Raw genomic sequence first — 16,717 nt, forward strand, 5'->3', positions numbered from 1 at the left:
AATTTGTGGTGATCGCACAGTTTGCTTTGTAGATTTTAGAGTTGGATTTAAGTTATGCCGAAGTAATAACTAAATTTATAGAAAAATTTATAGAACTTTAGAGAATTTTTTATAAAACTTTGTATTTTGTCCCATGCCAAAGCCCAAAACTTTATTTAAGACCATATGGTAACGATCAAACCCTCCTCACCAAAGAAATCCAATCCTATACTGAAATATCTATCCAAAATTCCTTGGACATGGATCATCACCATCGTCTATCTAGCCTTGCTCCTGATACTACCGATCGCCGCCATGCTCACCAAAGCATCCAGCGAACCCTTCGAGAGTTTCTGGAAAACCGCCACCAGCCCCATCGCACTGTCTAGTTACGAAATCACTTTCATCACTGCCTTCGCCGCCGCCGCCATCAATGGCGTATTTGGGACGTTAATCGCATGGGTGCTCGTAAGGTATGAATTCTTCGGCAAACGCTTTCTCGAAGCGGTTGTAGACTTACCCTTTGCTCTACCTACTGCTGTGGCAGGGCTTACTCTCGCTACTGTCTATAGCGAGAAAGGCTGGATTGGGTCACTGTTTGCACCGATGGGCATCAAAATCGCCTTTACCCGTATCGGCGTTTGGATCGCGATGATGTTTATCTCTCTACCCTTTATCGTCAGAACGGTACAACCTGTTCTCACCGAACTAGAAAAAGAAATCGAAGAAGCGGCCTGGTCACTGGGCGCATCAAAACTCCAAACCTTCATCCAAGTAATCCTGCCTCCTCTGACACCTGCGATTTTGACAGGAGTAGCGCTTGGATTTTCGCGAGCCGTAGGCGAATATGGCTCAACGGTAATCATTGCATCCAACACGCCATTTAAAGACCTGATCACGCCTATTTTGATCTTTCAGCGTTTGGAACAGTATGACTATGTAGGAGCAACGGTCATTGGCGTAGTGATGTTAGCTATATCCTTTGTGAGTCTCCTCGCTATTAATCTCTTACAGGCTTGGAGTAAACGATATGGCTAATTTGGATAATTCTGTAAAGAATTTTGAGAGCGATCGCTCTCAAAATTCTTCGCAACCAACTAAAATTCCTCAGAAGAAAAGTTTTGCTCCTGCAATTTTAATTGCGATCGCTTTTCTTTATCTTGGTCTAGTGCTGCTTCTACCTGCGGCTAATGTATTTGTCACTGCTTTTAGCAAGGGCTTTAGTCCGATTCTTGAAGCGATGAAACGTTCTGATTTCCAAAATGCGATCAAGCTAACTGTTTCTCTCGCTGTTATTGCTTTGCCTCTAAATACTATTTTTGGTTTAAGTGCTGCTTGGGCGATCGCTCGTAATAAGTTTCCAGGTAAGGCTCTTTTACTTAGTATCATCGATCTTCCTTTCTCTATCTCTCCTGTGGTTGCGGGTTTGATGATTGTTTTGCTTTACGGTAGGCTCGGTTGGTTTGGCTCTTGGTTAGAAGCTAATGATATCAAAGTCGTATTTGCTTTTCCTGGTATGTTACTTGCCACCATCTTTGTGAGTATGCCTTTTATTGCTCGTGAGGTAATTCCTGTCCTTGATGAAATGGGTACAGATCAAGAGGAGGCGGCACGTACTCTTGGCGCTAATGATTGGCAGATTTTCTGGAGGGTTGTTTTACCTAATATTCGTTGGGGGCTTCTCTATGGTTTGGTTTTAACTAATGCTCGGGCTATGGGTGAATTTGGCGCGGTATCTGTGGTTTCAGGTAATATTGCTGCTAAAACTCAGAGTTTACCTCTGTTTGTTGAGGAATCCTATAAGCAGTATGACACGGAGGTTGCTTATTCTGCTGCTGTTCTCCTTGCTCTGTTGGCTGTTGTTACTTTGATTCTCAAGGAAATTCTCGAACGCAGAACAACTCATAAGAAAAAAAGCTAATCTCTCCCAAAATATTTTTGTCTTATGGCAATCTAAGTTTTGCTTATAACTTAAGCCCCAAGGATAAGTGGTGACACTTTGCGTCACCACTTATCCTTGGGGGTCTTATTTCTCCTAGCTATTTCTGGCATTGCTATAGAAAACAGAACCAAAACCTATAGCGCACGTAGATTGTGCGCTATAGGTTATTTAACGTCAGTTCGACGAATGCGGAAAATGGGGAAAATCGCTAAGCAATTTTCCCCATTTTCCGTCATTTGCGCGGCGCTTCGCGCCGCGCAAATGACCTTATCGAACTCACGTTTATTTAACGCAAGTTCGGGATAATTTAAAACAATCTTTGAGAGAGGGTTTGCTACGCAAACCCTCTCTCAAAGATCAAAAGTGAAAGCCTTGCGTAGCAAGGCTTTCACTTTTGATCTTTTAAAATTTGCCAGCTTAACCAGAACTGACGTTAGATTTAACTGCGCCCAGCTACTTATATTCTGAGTGAGGTAAAAATATTTTGGGTTGTTTGCAACTAGTGACCTAATTTGTTATAGTAAATATCCGTTCGGCGGCATAGCCAAGTGGTAAGGCAGGAGTCTGCAAAACTCTCACCCCCAGTTCAAATCTGGGTGCCGCCTTCAATTAAAAAAAGACTGATTGCTTTGCAATCAGTCTTTTTTATTACCATGCTGAGGTATCCTCAGCAATTTGTTTACCTTCAGTTTGTAGATATTCTAAAAAAGTCTGTGCTACTACTGATAGCTGTTTGCCAGCAAGATGAATCACATACCAATTGCAAGGAATTGGGAAATGTTCGACATCCAAAATAGCAATCTGTCCTGAAGCCCCCTCTAAGGCAATCGTATGTCGCGATAGGATCGAAATTCCTAAACCACCTGCGATCGCCTGTTTAATTGCCTCATTGCTGGATAGTTCCATCTTGACTTTGGGCGTAATTTTATGAGCATCAAATAGCTTCTGTACATATCCTCTGGTTCCTGAACCAGATTCTCTGGTGATAAAAGGTTGATCAGCTAACTTTTGAATAGGAATATTTTTTTCATGAGCCAAAGGATGATCATGATTAGCAAGTACAACTAGGGGATTTGCCAAAAATGGATGGGATTTCACATCTGGTTCATCAGGAACTTGACTGAGAATATATAAATCATCTTTATTCTCAGATAATCTTTCTAAAACACCGCTATGGTTTGTCACTTTCAGCGATATTTCCACCCCTGGATAGCGCTGACAAAAAGGACCTAGCAAACGAGGAATTACATATTTTGCTGTCGTTACCACAGTAATTTTTAAATATCCCTGCTTTAACCCCTTCATATCAGCAACACTCATTTCAAATTGTGATATGCGACCAAATATTTCTTGACAGGTTGTAAACAACTCATTACCAGCCTGAGTGAGAAATAGCCTTTTCCCAACCTGCTCAAATAAAGGCATTCCAATTGCCTTAGTAAGATGCTTGATTTGCATGGAAACCGTTGGCTGCGTGAGAAATAGTTCCTCTGCGGCGCGAGTGTAGCTACCATGCCGAGCTGCCACTTCAAAAACCTGTAGCTGGTGCAACGTAATGTGGCTTGCTAATTGAGAATCGGATAGGCGGTAACTCATAGTAAGTGACAAAATCATAGACTGTATTCTATGATTTTAGCATTAATATATATTTTTATTCTATGTATTTGATTTATATAATCACCTATAGCGTTTTTGCATTCCCATGAAGTATCAGCTTGTATTCCTACCTTCAGCAGATGTACGTTAAGATTTTAAATTAGGGCTTCACAATGAGACTCAGGCAGAAAATTACAAATTTATTACGCTATTTCGCGATTAGCTTTAAGGATGAAAGCTTTTTAAACGCCATCAGCAAAATTGAAAATATTGTTTCCAAAATATTGGCGATCGCCCTAATATTCGTGATCTTTATTGCCCTCTTTGACCTATTGAAGCTTTTGACGATTGACTTGTTTATTACCGATCCCAAAGGAGTGTTTACTGCACCACTCCTGAAGATCTTTGGCATGTTCCTAAATGTGTTAATTGCCTTGGAACTTATGGAAAATGTCACGGCTTACCTACGGCAGCATGTCATTCAGCTAGAGTTGGTAATTATTACTGCCTTAACTGCGGTTGCTCGGAAGATCGTTATTTTTGATAGTAAAACTGAGGGAGATTTAACTGGTCTAGCGATCGCGGTTCTATCTCTTTCCATTAGCTACTGGATTGTCCGTAGTCAAAATCAATCCCATAAGCATTAATACTTAACGTCAGTTCGGGTTAAGCTGGCAAATTTTAAAAGCCAAAAAGTAAAAGCCTTGCTAAGCAAGGCTTTTACTTTTGATTAGATAGGGTTTGCGTAGCAAACCCTATCTAAAAGCCCGTTTTAAATCATCCCGAACTCGCGTTATTTAATGCCATTTTCTGCCATTTACGTCGAGCTTCGCCTGACGTAAATGGCTATATCAAACTCATGTTCATATAAGTATGGATGATGCCCTCAGTGTGGCTCAATATTGTTATACGAATTGGGATATGAGTAGTTGCGATACCTGATGCTGCCTGATGTTAAAATTGTGCTAAGTATTTAATCTGTAACATATCAACTTTACCTACAAACCTATATGACACAATCTTTAACTAACTTTCTAGGCAGCCTTGTCGCAGGTGCTGTAGTTCTTGGTCTCATTTTCGCAGCATTGTATGTTGTTAGCCAAAAGGACAAAGTTATCCGTCGTGGTTAATATAAGCTTGTAAGCAAAAAAGCCTCGCTTTGCGGGGCTTTTTTAGAGATAGTCTACCTCAGGCAATCAATAGCGCTGTCTTGCTATACTGATTGGTAAAGTTTACCTACTTCACCACCTATTTGTTCCAAATCTTTGAGCTATAACCACAATTTCAAAGAAATGACAACAAAACATTCAGATTTTTAAACTCTCAAAATAGCAATGCCATTTTGAGAGTTGGTATTAGTTTGGTGGGAAAATAGCGACCCAAATAGCGATAAAAAAGCAATTCTTTAGGAGAAATATAGAACCATGATCAACATCGGTGGCAACCCGCTAATGATTCTTTTGGCAATCGTTGCCGCTTTAGGAGGTGTGGGTTTATATTTTGTGCGAAATTTTCGACCCGAATTAGCCCGCGACCATGACATATTTTTCTCAGCGATCGCTTTGGTTTATGGAATTATTCTGCTAGCTTTTAATTTTCGGATGGAAATTACCACTCAGCTAGCACAGGTTCTGGTAGTCGGATTTGCTGGTTGGTTCGCAGTGGAATCTTTAGTCCTGCGTCAAGCTTTAGCTAATCAGGCACGTAGAGCGCCATCCAGCCCATTGGTTGATGACGAAGAACCCATTGGATCTGACTATCGCGTGGAAATTGATCCCACTCGCGAAATTGCTCCCCGTCGCGATCGCGACTCTGCGAGACGGATGCGTGGTTCTATCCCCAACAGTGCAGAAGCCAGTGAACTCAGAGGAGATACTACCGATGAACGTCGGTCACGCCGCCCTAAACGTAATACTGGCAATAATGATTCAGTTATTGATATCGACGAAAGTGATATTCGTCCTGTAAGTCCCAAGCGTCGTCCACGTCCTAGTGGTGATAATGCCAATGGTGATCGTCCTAGAAATCGCAATAGTGAAGCCGAGGGTTTTACTAATAGCGATCCCTCTAGCAAGGATAGTGTTACATCTGGACGCAGACGTAGACCATCAACTCGTCCATCCTATCCAAATACTGAAATTTCCGATACTGACGATTTTTAAATTTATTTGCTAGAGTTAATCTCAAGTTTGTAGCTTAGCTATATCTTTGACATTTCATAATTGGCATTTACCGAGATTTACTAAATCTATTTGTTTGATTTTCCAGACATCGACTTAAATTTATCCTAGAGATTTGTGATGCTTATACCATTGGTATATGGCAATAGCCGCTTTCAAAGCTCTAAATCATGAATTATTGCTATAGAATCTTTGAAAGAATCTTTAAAATTGATTTAAGCTAGAAGTCTATGTAAGGTAAATGACAAAGCAAAATGTCGTTAAAGCCTTACAAATTTATTTGATCAACCATCACTTGGGCTTTCGATCAACCGTGAGTTATTGCGTTAATCCGAACTGTGCTAATCCAAATAATGAACCATTCGCTGCTAATTGTGCGACCTGTGGTTCTAATTTAAAGCTGCGAAATCGTTATCGAGCAAGTCGTCCACTGGGTAAGGGTGGATTTGGTGCAACATTTCTTGCTGCCGACGAAGGACTTCCTGGATTTCCCTCCTGTGTAGTCAAGCAATTACGCCCAAATACCCAATCACCCAGTGTGATGAAAATGGCAAGGGAATTATTTGAGCGTGAAGCCTATACCCTTGGCAAGATTGGTAGTCACCCTCAAATTCCTCGTTTACTAGATTATTTTGAAGAAGATGGTAATTTTTACCTAGTTCAAGAATTTGTCGATGGGGAAACTTTAAAACAAGAATTTGAACGTCGTGGAGCCTTTAGCGAAATTGAAATTCGGAAAGTGCTTGCAGAAATTTTTCCAGCCCTTGGTTTCATGCACCAAAATGGAGTAATCCACCGTGACATTAAGCCTGCCAATATCATGCGGCGCAAACAGGATGGTCAGTTGGTGCTAATTGACTTTGGGGCAGTGTCTAGCCAACTAAATAAACCTTCCGCAGATGATGATCCCAGTGGCTTATTAACCAATTTTGCGATCGGGACTCCGGGGTTTGCGCCACCAGAACAGATGGCAATGCGTCCTGTCTATTCTAGTGATTTGTATGCGACGGCGATGAGTTGTCTCTACTTAATGACAGGGCGATCGCCTAAGGACTTACCCCATGATCCTTATACAGGAGAGATTAATTGGAAATCTCAAGTTAAACTTAGCGATCGCATGAGGTTTGTGTTTGAGAAACTGCTGCAACAATCAGTATCTCAACGTTTCCGCTCTGCTGAAGAAGCATTGAAAGCATTGGAATCTGGTGGTATCACCGAAGAAGCGCCAAAAACTGTCGCTCCAGTGGTTACTAACAATGTGTCATCTGCGCCATCATCGGTAAGCATGAGGGCGGCGAACACACCAATGCCCAACTCGCGTATTCAAACACCGAAGTATGGCAGTGGCACACAGGGAACGCAATGGGATAATAGCGGTATGCTCACAGCAGGCAATACCCGTGCTGGTAGTAGTCGTCTCAGTGGTGAACTCAAAGGTGGACGCAAAGTCATTGTTGAATATAGTCAAGGCAAACGTAACTTTGCAAACCAAGACTATTCTAAGGCTGCCTTTGGTAGTGCAACCCTTTCAGGGATTGTAATGAGTCGCTCCAAGTTAGTTGAGGCAGATTTTTGCCATAGCGATTTAGTAGGTGCAAGCTTCCAAGGCGCAAACCTATCTCAGGCAAAACTCAATAGTGCGAATTTACGAGAAGCAAAAATGCAACGGGCGATCTTGATTAAGTCGGATCTTGGTAGTGCTTCGCTGATCTTGGCGGATCTGCGCGAGGCTAATTTGCAATCAGCCTATATGAGCAAAGCTGACTTATCAGGAGCAAATTTAAGTGGGGCAAACTTAAAGGGAGCCTATCTCAGCCAAGCAAATCTCAATGGCACAAATCTTTGTGGAGCAGATTTGAAGGGGGCGAAAATCTCCGATGAGCAGCTAGCTCAGGCAAAAACTAATTGGGGGACAATTCGCCCTGATGGTAGTAAGCGCCTATTTTAAAGCTTATTTTAAAAATATTTTAGCTGGTGCAAAGTGCCAACTAAACTGGGATATGTATGTACGGATATTAACCTTGTGAGACTTACAGATAATCAATTAGTTGCACTGTTTACAGAGCTTTTGGGAAATGATCAAGTTATCGCTTTTGCTAGCCTCAAATCCCATTTGCATGATCGAATCGTGCAGAGTCTTACACCTGATAGCCTCCCGCCTGCCTGTGTAATTTATCCCCAAAGTATTGATGAGCTATCTAAGGCGATCGCCTTAGCCTATGAACATCGATTACGAGTATTACCTTGCGGTAATGCCACAAAATTAGATTGGGGTGGTTTGGTCAGTCGTGCTGATGTGGTGATCAGTACAGCGCAGTTAAATCAAGTCATTGAGCATTGTGTGGGCGATCTGACGGTGACGGTACAAGCGGGAGTGAAATATCAGGATTTACAAGCAATCTTAGCGAAGGAAGGACAATTTTTAGCGATCGATCCACCCTATGAGACAGATGCAACGATTGGGGGGATTTTAGCAACGGGTAGTGCAGGTTCCTTACGGCATCGTTATAACAGTGTGCGTGATATGTGCTTAGGCATTGAGTTTGTACGCTCCGATGGGGAAGTAGTAAAGGCAGGGGGGCGCGTCGTAAAAAATGTGGCTGGCTATGACCTGATGAAATTATTAACAAGCTCCTATGGCACATTGGGCATTGCCTCAACGATTACCTTTAGACTCTATCCCTTGCCAGAATTTACACAAATTGCTCTAGTGACTGGTACGGCAGATGAGATCGCCCAATTGCAGCAGCAAATTAGTAAATCTGTATTGACTCCGACAGCTTGCGATCTGTTATCAGCTTCAGTAATTACGAAATTAGGTTTAGGAGAAGGTGTTGGATTAGTGGTGCAATTCTCAAGCCTGAAAGTTAGCGTCATCGAACAGGGCGATCGCATCGCATCTCTTGCCAAAGCATTGAATCTACAAGTTCAGATTATTGATGCAGTTTCTGATTTTTGGCGATCGCTAAATAATCTAATTTGGCAAAGGGAGCTTCGTAATGCGGCACAATCAATGAGTAATCATGTTGTTTGTAAACTAGGTATCTTGCCATCGTCTAGTGTGTCGCTAGTTGAGCAATGCGAAAAAATTTTTAGCAATCAAGAATATTATCTCCAAGTTCATGCTGGTAGCGGGTTAGGGCTGTTACGAGTAGAAAATTCACAAGATATAGATGAGCAGCTAGCACAAGTCAGAACTATTGCAGAAGCTCAGAGTGGATTTTTGACAATTCTCGAAGCACCCCAAAATTTGAAATTTAATAGTATTTTGAGCGATGTTTGGGGATATAGAGGCAATGCTCGCGATCTGATGATCAAAATTCAACAACAATTTGATCCCAGAGGATTATTCAGCCCTGCGCGACTTTTTTAACATTAATCACAATTCTCTAATCAGTTTTTTCATCACTAATAACTATCCATATGCAAGTTTCTGACAAGCCTAATTCTGAAAATATAGCGGCAAATTTGACTAATTCATCTAATTCAATCTTTTCTGAAACCTTTGACAGCAAAAATCCTCCAAGTCCAGAATTAATCGATGCTTGTGTCCATTGTGGCTTCTGTTTGTCCACTTGTCCTAGCTATAGAGTAATTGGCAAAGAGACAGATTCCCCAAGGGGTAGAATCTATTTGATGGATGGAATTAATGAAGGTGATATTCCCCTATCCCCTGCGATCGCGCAGCATTTTGACACTTGCTTAGGTTGCTTAGCCTGTGTGACCACTTGCCCCTCTGGTGTGCAGTATGACCAACTCATCGAGGCAACTCGCGCCCAAGTTGATAGAAATCATCGGCGATCGCTACCTGAAAAATTGTTGCGTCAATTTATTTTTGCCACATTCCCCTACCCAAATCGTCTTAGAATTCTACTTGCCCCTCTACTGGCTTATCAGAAATTAGGTTTACAAAAACTATTGCGATCGACGGGTTGGTTAGAGAAGTTTCTGCCTGAGCAAGTTGCCGCTATGGAGTCGGTATTACCAGAACTAACCGCCGATGCTTTTAAAGATAATTTGCCTGAAATAATTCCTGCAAAGGGAGAAAAGCGCTATCGCGTAGGCATGATTTTGGGATGTGTACAACGTGTATTTTTGCCAGAGGTGAATAATGCGACGGTTCGTGTATTAACTGCTAATGGTTGCGAAGTTGTGATTCCTAAACTGCAAGGCTGTTGTGGTGCTTTGTCCCATCACCAAGGTCAGGAGACACAAACCCTAGAACTAGCTAAACAAACTATCGATGTGTTTGCAGATTTGAATTTGGATGCGGTGTTAATTAACGCATCAGGTTGTGGACATACACTGAAGGAATATGGACATATTCTCAAGGATGATCCCCACTATGCCGAAAAAGCGAAAGCATTCTCTAGTCAAGTTAAGGATGTGCAGGAGTTTCTAGATAATGTTGGTTTGACGGCAAAGTTATCACCGTTACAAGACGCACCTTTGGCGATCGCCTATCAAGATGCTTGTCACATGCTGCATGGACAAAAAATCAGCCTTGAACCTCGTCGCCTGTTACGTCAGATTCCCAATGTACAGTTAAGAGAATCTATTGATGCTTCTCTTTGTTGTGGCAGTGCAGGAATTTATAATATTTTGCAACCAGAAGTTGGTCATGAGTTAGGCGAGATGAAAGTAACTAATCTCACGGACACTGGCGCAGAAGTAATTGCTTCGGCAAATGTGGGATGTATTACCCAAATTCGTAAGCATTTGAAGTTGCAGAATAAAAATGTTTTGTTGATGCACCCAATGGAACTTTTAGACCATTCTATTCGCGGCAAAAAAATTAGATAATCCTAGATATTAAGATGAGCGGCGCTTTGCGCCGCCCATCTTATATAACAGGCAGCGCTTTGCGCCGTCCATTATTTTTTAAGCATAATCTTGTAGTGCAGTTACAGAAATTGCTCCAGATTGGAGAGAACGAATGGCAGCGATCGCCGCTTTTGCCCCTGCAAGGGTGGTAATCACAGGGATTTTGTAAGCTAGAGCTGTCCGCCGAATCATTTTGCCATCAGTTTTTGCCTCCTCGCCACTTGGTGAATTAACGATCAGTTGAATCTGACCATTTTTCATCGAGTCGCCAATGTGGGGACGACCTTCATGGACTTTGAGAACCTGTTTGGATTCGATATTGTTGCGACGGAGGATTTTATAGGTTCCTTCGGTTGCCACAATTTTAAACCCAAGCTCGACAAAGGCTTCAGCAACGGCAGGAATGCCGCTTTTATCGCGATCGTTAACTGAGAGAAATACAGTTCCCTCTAGTGGCAAATGTGTTCCTGCGGCAATTTGCGCTTTCGCAAAGGCTCGACCAAACTCAGTGTCAATACCCATAACTTCGCCCGTCGATCGCATTTCAGGACCCAAAATCGTATCGGTTCCTGCAAACTTGGCAAAGGGTAGCACCGCTTCCTTAATCGAGATATGCTTCGGAATTACCTCTTCTGTTAAACCCAACTCGGCGAGAGTTGCGCCAGACATAATTCGTGAAGCATAGTTCACGAGGGGAACGTTAATTGCTTTGCTAACATAGGGAACGGTGCGTGAAGCGCGAGGATTGGCTTCAAGAATAAAGACTTTGCTTGCCTTGGGATTGCTATTATTCAACTGCACCGCATATTGAATATTCATCAAACCAATCACGTTTAGAGCTTTAGCGAGGCTAATTGTCCATTCACGGATTGTCGTGAGAACTTCGGGTGGTAATGAGAATGTCGGGATAGAACAAGCGGAGTCACCTGAGTGAATTCCTGCCTCCTCAATATGCTCCATGATGCCGCCGATGGTGACATTACCAAGTTGATCGGCGATCGCATCCACATCCACTTCGACTGCACCTTCAAGGAACTGATCGATGAGTACAGGGTGTTCAGGCTCGATGATAATGGCGCGACGCATATAGTCTTCGAGTTCGGCATCGGAGTAAACTACCTCCATACCGCGACCACCGAGAACATAGCTAGGACGTACGACGACGGGATAGCTAACACGCTGGGCGACAGCGATCGCTTCCTCTTCGGAACGGGCTAAGCCATTATTAGGCTGTAGGATGCCCAACTTTTGACAGATTGCCTCGAAGCGTTCCCGATCTTCGGCAGTATCAATGGAATCGGGAGAAGTTCCCCAAATCTTAGTTGTAGAATTATTCTCTTCCAAATAGCGCAGAAGCGGCACTGACAGCTTCAGAGGTGTTTGTCCACCAAACTGAATGATCACACCTTCAGGATTTTCTGCTTCGATGATGTTCAATACATCTTCGCGAGTCAATGGCTCGAAATAGAGGCGATCGCTAGTGTCGTAATCGGTGGAAACGGTTTCAGGATTGGAGTTAACCATGATCGTCTCAAAACCTGCGGCGCGTAAAGCGTAGCTGGCATGACAGCAGCAATAGTCAAATTCAATCCCCTGTCCAATCCGATTAGGTCCCCCACCGAGAATCATCACCTTACGTTTGGTCGAAGGCATGATTTCCGATTCTTCTTCGTAGGTGGAGTAGTGATAGGGAGTGAGCGCTTCAAACTCGGCGGCACAGGTGTCAACGGTTTTGTAAGAAGGAATTACACCAAGGGATTTGCGATAGGCACGCACTGCATCTTCATTTGTGCTTGTAAGATAGGCAATTTGGCGATCGCTGAATCCTAGTCGTTTAGTTTCCAGCATCTCATCCTTGAGGATACTTTCAAGCTTCCGACCTTTGATCGAGAGTTCCACATCGGTAATCTCACGCATTTTTTGGAGGAACCAAGGATCGATATTGGTTAGCTCAAAAATGGCTTGTACTGACAGCCCCGAGAGGAATCCATCACGAATCGAGAAAATGCGATCGGGGTTAGGAGTCCGCAGACTATATTTGATTTTGTCGAGATCGGGCAGAGTCTCTTCGCGATCGCCCCCAAAACCAAAGCGACCAACTTCTAGCGATCGCAAAGCCTTTTGGAATGACTCTTGGAAAGTCCGACCGATTGCCATCGCTTCACCGACGGACTTCATTTGGGTGGTGAGAACTGGCTCAGAACCGGGAAATTTCTCGAAGGCAAAGCGAGGAATCTTGGTAACGACATAATCAATGGTTGGCTCGAAACTGGCGGGAGTTTTCTTGGTAATGTCGTTAGAGATTTCATCAAGGGTGTAGCCAACGGCTAGTTTCGCCGCAAATTTAGCGATCGGGAATCCTGTGGCTTTGGAGGCAAGTGCCGAACTGCGGGATACACGAGGATTCATCTCAATGACCACCACTTCGCCATTTTCAGGATTGATCGAGAACTGAATATTCGATCCGCCAGTTTCTACGCCAATTTCGCGAATGATTTTAATTGCATAGTCACGCAAGCGCTGATATTCCTTATCGGTCAAGGTTTGAGCAGGTGCAACTGTAATCGAGTCACCCGTATGAATACCCATCGGATCAATATTTTCGATGCTGCAAATGATCACCACGTTATCGGCGAGGTCGCGCATTACCTCCAGCTCGTATTCTTTCCAGCCAATTAGCGATCGCTCGATTAGGATTTGCGACACAGGACTTGCTTCGAGACCAGAGGCACAAATTTCTTCAAACTCCTCTTGGTTGTAGGCGATCCCGCCGCCCGTACCACCCATCGTGAAGGCAGGACGGATGATCAAAGGATAAGTACCAATTTCTTGGGCGATCGCACGGGATTCTTCCATCGTTGTCCCCAAGCCCGATGGACACATGGCAACGCCGATCCGCTCCATCGCCTCTTTAAACAGTTTGCGATCCTCTGCCATCTCGATCGCATCTAGTTTTGCGCCAATTAGTTCAACGCCATACTTTTCTAAAACACCATTTTTAGCAAGGGCTACGGCAGTATTTAGCGCTGTCTGTCCACCCATCGTGGGGAGTAGTGCATCAGGTCTTTCTTTTTCAATAATTTGGGCGACAACTTCGGGGGTAATTGGCTCAATGTAGGTGCGATCGGCGGTAGCGGGATCGGTCATGATCGTAGCGGGATTGGAGTTAACTAGGATCACGTAATAGCCCTCGTCCCGTAGAACCTTACAGGCTTGGGTTCCCGAATAGTCAAATTCGCAGGCTTGCCCGATCACGATCGGACCAGCGCCAATCAGCAAAATTTTCTGAATGTCATTACGGCGGGGCATATAATCTTGTATTTCTTAGGTAACTCGCAATACATTTTATAGCCTCATGGCGATCATTCATGATGTAGCGCATGATGCTAATTGGGGCGCTACTGAACAGGTGAAGGATTTTTGGGAGGATTTTAAATTAGTTGTTATGTCTAGTCCAATGATCCACCTAGACGAAAACTCATCAGAATGATGGCAAATTTACACTGGCAAAATCTCAATTAGCTGCATAAATGCATCATAAATTCATCTTAATAAAATACCTTGAGCTAGAGAACATCTAAGGAAATCTCATTGTTACAAAAAGTCTTAATTAACCTAAAGCAAACTCTGTATACTTTCTGGCATAGGGTGCATGATACGCCAAGACAATATCTTGCTTAGGTACGCCGCGATCTATTAATTCGTTAGCAACAGAATACTCAGTTCCATCATATTGAATCCATATTTTCCCATCTTTAATATCCACATGAATTAAGCAGCCATACATACGAAATCCATTTTCCCAACCGACACTAATCACTTGATAGTGATCACCTTGCATATCAAATACAGTATAGGTTTCCATTCCTTCACCGACAGGATCGAGCTGACAGTGATGCGTTAAAATAGATTGGATATGTTGACGATATAGAGTTAATTTATCCATTGTAAAACTTCCTCTCGTTGAACATCAAAAACCATTATTTGAAGATTGTATTCAGCAACGCTCAGCAGAGTAAATTCTTCCGTAAAGAAACTCTGATGAACTTCCTTGGGAATAGCTAGAAATAACTGTCGATGAGGTTGTTTAAGTTTTAGGGCAAGTCGGTAGTTGAGAAACTGTCCAAGAGCAGTATGAAACTCAGATAGGGTAGAAGGCACAAGAAACGTTTTGATCTCAACAGCAATATATTGGTTTTCTTTCTCAGCACCGATCAAACGTTCTGCCCCTAAATCAATTTTTAATTGACGCTTAGGAATAAATGTCAGAATTAATGGATCATCCGTAATATTCCAACCATCCTTTTGCAGAGCAGTCTTGACAACATCGTGGTAAATATCTTTAGCAGACATAAGAAAGTTAATAATTGCACAAGTGCTTAACTCCTATTTTACATAATCTGAGATTCATCAACATTTAGCCATAAGACTGTTCCTAGCAGTCCAATCCAAAATCCTTGATGCGTTTTAAGAAACTTCTGGCATAATACTAGGGATTTTTTTGAGGCGTGGGATGTCCGAACTAAGAGACTATCAAAAACGGGTCATCGACGAGATTTATGAAACTTGGCGCATGGGCAAACGGGCGATCTTGCTAGCCATGCCCACAGGTTCAGGCAAAACCCGCACTTTTAGCGAACTCGCCAAACATTTTTACGATCGCCATCAGCGTGTTCTCCTACTAGTTCACCGTGAAGAACTCCTCTGGCAAGCAAAAAATACTTTAGAAAAAACTTTGCGATCGCCCGTTGGCATCATCAAAGCCGATCAGCCCATGCATCTAGCGAATCCTGTGCAATGTGCCTCCGTACAAACCTTGGTGAAACGCCTTGCGAAGCAAGAAATAGATCTAGGTGAGATTTCTCTTGTGATTGTTGATGAAGCTCACCTTTCCCTTGCCCCAAGTTATTTAAAAATTTTGAGTTACTTTCCCGAAGCCTTAATTTTGGGCGTTACGGCTACACCTTCGCGACTGGATGGTAGAGGATTTGATCGTCTTTACGAAGCATTAGTCGTAGGACCTTCCGTATCCGAATTAATTTGGCGCGGATTTCTCGCCGATTACGATGTGCTTGCACCTGAAAGCTTTTTACCTACAGAAGAAGGAATTCGGATTGCAGGGGGTGATTTTAATTCAGCGGACTTAGCAGAGCGTATTGATCGTCGCTATGTAGCTGGTTGTGCTGTCGATGCATATTTGCGTCATGCCCACTCAAAGCGCTGTGTCGTATTTGCGATCAATTTAGACCATTCCAAGGCAATCGCCGAACGCTACCGAACCGCAGGCATTGCCGCCGAACATATCGATGGTGAAACTATCCCCAAAGAGCGTCAAGCGATCCTCGAACGCTTTCGCTCTGGCGAAACTAACGTACTCTGTAATGTCAATTTGTTCACTGAAGGCTTTGATGTTCCCGAAATCGAAGTAATCCAGCTTTGTCGCCCCACTAAGTCCGTGGCTCTGCATTTGCAAATGCTCGGTCGCGGCTTACGTCCCAAGGGTGGACGCAAAGCACTAGTTATCGATCATGCAGGTAACTGTTTACGTTTAGGTGGAGCCAAGGCAGAACGGAATTGGACATTGCAGGGTTTAGTAGAAGAAGTTCCTGAGCTAGAACCAGTTTTAGAAGTCTTCACAGAAGAACCTATTACCGTTATTGCAAAACCACAAATTGATTTACCCAATTTCCCTAAGCGTCGTGTCGAAATTTATGAAACCGATGCCGATTTCTACAACATCCCCACTCATACTGAACTCGAAACTCATCTAGCTCAACAAACCTATCGTCAACCTACTCAATCAAGACCTATTGCAAATAGACTGCCGCGATCGCCATTAGACTCGCCTCAGCCCCAGCCACGTCCAGCCGCTCCAAACCGCAAGGTTGCCACCCGTCCATCTCGAAAGGTATCTTCAACCAGCCGAGCTAGCCGCCCATCTCGCCAGTTATCACCTTTGCAAAAGGTAAGTAAAGCAGCGATCGAGCTAGCGGAAATGCTTGAAAATATTCTGGTTTGGGTGTGGCGATCGTGGTTTCCTCCTAAACGTCAAAAAGTCGATGTCTCTCGTAAGTACAAACGTCAGTAACCTTAAAAGTGTGGGTCGCCCACGTAGCGGGCAACCCACACTCTAGTTTTGGTTTTTAATTATGTTGAACTACTTAGTAGAAGTTTGTCATGTTTTGCATAGCCTCAT

General features: G+C 43.3%; 14 protein-coding genes and 1 tRNA gene. 11 read left to right on the plus strand and 4 right to left on the minus strand.

Annotated features, from left to right (window positions below):
* Positions 1 to 165 precede the first annotated feature (165 nt).
* From cysT to NMG48_RS16805, 3 genes are all read left to right on the plus strand, one after another.
* Positions 166 to 1,017 carry a sulfate ABC transporter permease subunit CysT gene (gene cysT, locus NMG48_RS16795; RefSeq protein ID WP_271252605.1) on the plus strand — a complete coding sequence of 284 codons (852 nt, stop codon included), beginning with the start codon at positions 166 to 168 and terminating at the stop codon, positions 1,015 to 1,017.
* Positions 1,010 to 1,900: a sulfate ABC transporter permease subunit CysW gene (cysW, locus tag NMG48_RS16800; protein ID WP_271252606.1), complete on the plus strand. Its 891-nt coding sequence runs from the start codon at positions 1,010 to 1,012 to the stop codon at positions 1,898 to 1,900. The genes cysT and cysW overlap by 8 nt, the downstream gene beginning before the upstream one ends.
* 555 nt (positions 1,901 to 2,455) lie before the next feature.
* Positions 2,456 to 2,526, plus strand: a tRNA-Cys gene (locus NMG48_RS16805).
* Positions 2,527 to 2,569: 43 nt separating this feature from the next.
* Here the strand turns inward: NMG48_RS16805 and NMG48_RS16810 are convergent.
* The gene (locus NMG48_RS16810; protein ID WP_271252607.1) at positions 2,570 to 3,517 is read right to left on the minus strand and encodes a LysR family transcriptional regulator; all 948 of its coding nucleotides are present in this window, start codon (positions 3,515 to 3,517) and stop codon (positions 2,570 to 2,572) included.
* A 173-nt stretch (positions 3,518 to 3,690) separates the two neighbouring features.
* Between NMG48_RS16810 and NMG48_RS16815 the strand changes: the two genes are divergently transcribed.
* From NMG48_RS16815 to NMG48_RS16840, 6 genes are all read left to right on the plus strand, one after another.
* Positions 3,691 to 4,164, plus strand: a complete 474-nt coding sequence (locus tag NMG48_RS16815) for a phosphate-starvation-inducible PsiE family protein (RefSeq protein ID WP_271252608.1) — start codon at positions 3,691 to 3,693, stop codon at positions 4,162 to 4,164.
* Positions 4,165 to 4,527: 363 nt separating this feature from the next.
* Positions 4,528 to 4,647 carry a photosystem II reaction center X protein gene (locus NMG48_RS16820; protein ID WP_126386443.1) on the plus strand — a complete coding sequence of 40 codons (120 nt, stop codon included), beginning with the start codon at positions 4,528 to 4,530 and terminating at the stop codon, positions 4,645 to 4,647.
* A gap of 294 nt (positions 4,648 to 4,941) precedes the next feature.
* Positions 4,942 to 5,679, plus strand: a complete 738-nt coding sequence (locus NMG48_RS16825) for a Ycf66 family protein (protein WP_271252609.1) — start codon at positions 4,942 to 4,944, stop codon at positions 5,677 to 5,679.
* Between the two features lie 259 nt (positions 5,680 to 5,938).
* Positions 5,939 to 7,645, plus strand: coding sequence for a serine/threonine-protein kinase (locus NMG48_RS16830; protein ID WP_271252610.1), 1,707 nt, complete (start codon positions 5,939 to 5,941; stop codon positions 7,643 to 7,645).
* Positions 7,646 to 7,678: 33 nt separating this feature from the next.
* Positions 7,679 to 9,070, plus strand: coding sequence for an FAD-binding oxidoreductase (locus NMG48_RS16835; protein ID WP_271252611.1), 1,392 nt, complete (start codon positions 7,679 to 7,681; stop codon positions 9,068 to 9,070).
* A gap of 50 nt (positions 9,071 to 9,120) precedes the next feature.
* Positions 9,121 to 10,500, plus strand: coding sequence for a (Fe-S)-binding protein (locus NMG48_RS16840; protein WP_271252612.1), 1,380 nt, complete (start codon positions 9,121 to 9,123; stop codon positions 10,498 to 10,500).
* Positions 10,501 to 10,578: 78 nt separating this feature from the next.
* Here the strand turns inward: NMG48_RS16840 and carB are convergent, their stop codons facing one another.
* Entirely contained in the window at positions 10,579 to 13,830 is a 3,252-nt protein-coding gene (gene carB / locus NMG48_RS16845; protein ID WP_271252613.1) for a carbamoyl-phosphate synthase large subunit, read from the minus strand.
* 46 nt (positions 13,831 to 13,876) lie between these two features.
* Here carB and NMG48_RS16850 point away from each other — a divergent pair, with 46 nt between their 5' ends.
* Positions 13,877 to 14,011, plus strand: coding sequence for a hypothetical protein (locus tag NMG48_RS16850; RefSeq protein WP_271252614.1), 135 nt, complete (start codon positions 13,877 to 13,879; stop codon positions 14,009 to 14,011).
* Between the two features lie 120 nt (positions 14,012 to 14,131).
* Here NMG48_RS16850 and NMG48_RS16855 read toward each other — a convergent pair whose 3' ends face one another.
* A complete protein-coding gene (locus tag NMG48_RS16855) occupies positions 14,132 to 14,467 on the minus strand; it encodes a XisI protein (RefSeq protein ID WP_271252615.1) in 336 nt (111 codons plus the stop codon).
* Positions 14,455 to 14,874: a XisH family protein gene (locus NMG48_RS16860; protein WP_271252616.1), complete on the minus strand. Its 420-nt coding sequence runs from the start codon at positions 14,872 to 14,874 to the stop codon at positions 14,455 to 14,457. The genes NMG48_RS16855 and NMG48_RS16860 overlap by 13 nt, the downstream gene beginning before the upstream one ends.
* Before the next feature lie 160 nt (positions 14,875 to 15,034).
* On the opposite strand from NMG48_RS16860, the gene NMG48_RS16865 reads away from it, so the two are divergent.
* Positions 15,035 to 16,609 (plus strand): DEAD/DEAH box helicase, encoded by a 1,575-nt coding sequence (locus NMG48_RS16865; RefSeq protein ID WP_271252617.1) that lies wholly within the window; start codon positions 15,035 to 15,037, stop codon positions 16,607 to 16,609.
* Positions 16,610 to 16,717: the final 108 nt, after the last annotated feature.

The sequence above is a fragment of the Pseudanabaena sp. Chao 1811 genome (genome assembly GCF_027942295.1).
GTDB lineage: Bacteria > Cyanobacteriota > Cyanobacteriia > Pseudanabaenales > Pseudanabaenaceae > Pseudanabaena.

Coding starts and splice junctions, on each gene's coding strand:
- NMG48_RS16860 (WP_271252616.1), bottom strand. CDS start 14,874: ATGTCTGCTAAAGATATTTACCACGATGTTGTCAAGACTGCTCTGCAA.
- NMG48_RS16810 (WP_271252607.1), bottom strand. CDS start 3,517: ATGAGTTACCGCCTATCCGATTCTCAATTAGCAAGCCACATTACGTTG.
- NMG48_RS16855 (WP_271252615.1), bottom strand. CDS start 14,467: ATGGATAAATTAACTCTATATCGTCAACATATCCAATCTATTTTAACG.
- carB (WP_271252613.1), bottom strand. CDS start 13,830: ATGCCCCGCCGTAATGACATTCAGAAAATTTTGCTGATTGGCGCTGGT.
- NMG48_RS16825 (WP_271252609.1), top strand. CDS start 4,942: ATGATCAACATCGGTGGCAACCCGCTAATGATTCTTTTGGCAATCGTT.
- NMG48_RS16850 (WP_271252614.1), top strand. CDS start 13,877: ATGGCGATCATTCATGATGTAGCGCATGATGCTAATTGGGGCGCTACT.
- NMG48_RS16815 (WP_271252608.1), top strand. CDS start 3,691: ATGAGACTCAGGCAGAAAATTACAAATTTATTACGCTATTTCGCGATT.
- NMG48_RS16840 (WP_271252612.1), top strand. CDS start 9,121: ATGCAAGTTTCTGACAAGCCTAATTCTGAAAATATAGCGGCAAATTTG.
- cysW (WP_271252606.1), top strand. CDS start 1,010: ATGGCTAATTTGGATAATTCTGTAAAGAATTTTGAGAGCGATCGCTCT.
- cysT (WP_271252605.1), top strand. CDS start 166: ATGGTAACGATCAAACCCTCCTCACCAAAGAAATCCAATCCTATACTG.
- NMG48_RS16830 (WP_271252610.1), top strand. CDS start 5,939: ATGACAAAGCAAAATGTCGTTAAAGCCTTACAAATTTATTTGATCAAC.
- NMG48_RS16820 (WP_126386443.1), top strand. CDS start 4,528: ATGACACAATCTTTAACTAACTTTCTAGGCAGCCTTGTCGCAGGTGCT.
- NMG48_RS16865 (WP_271252617.1), top strand. CDS start 15,035: ATGTCCGAACTAAGAGACTATCAAAAACGGGTCATCGACGAGATTTAT.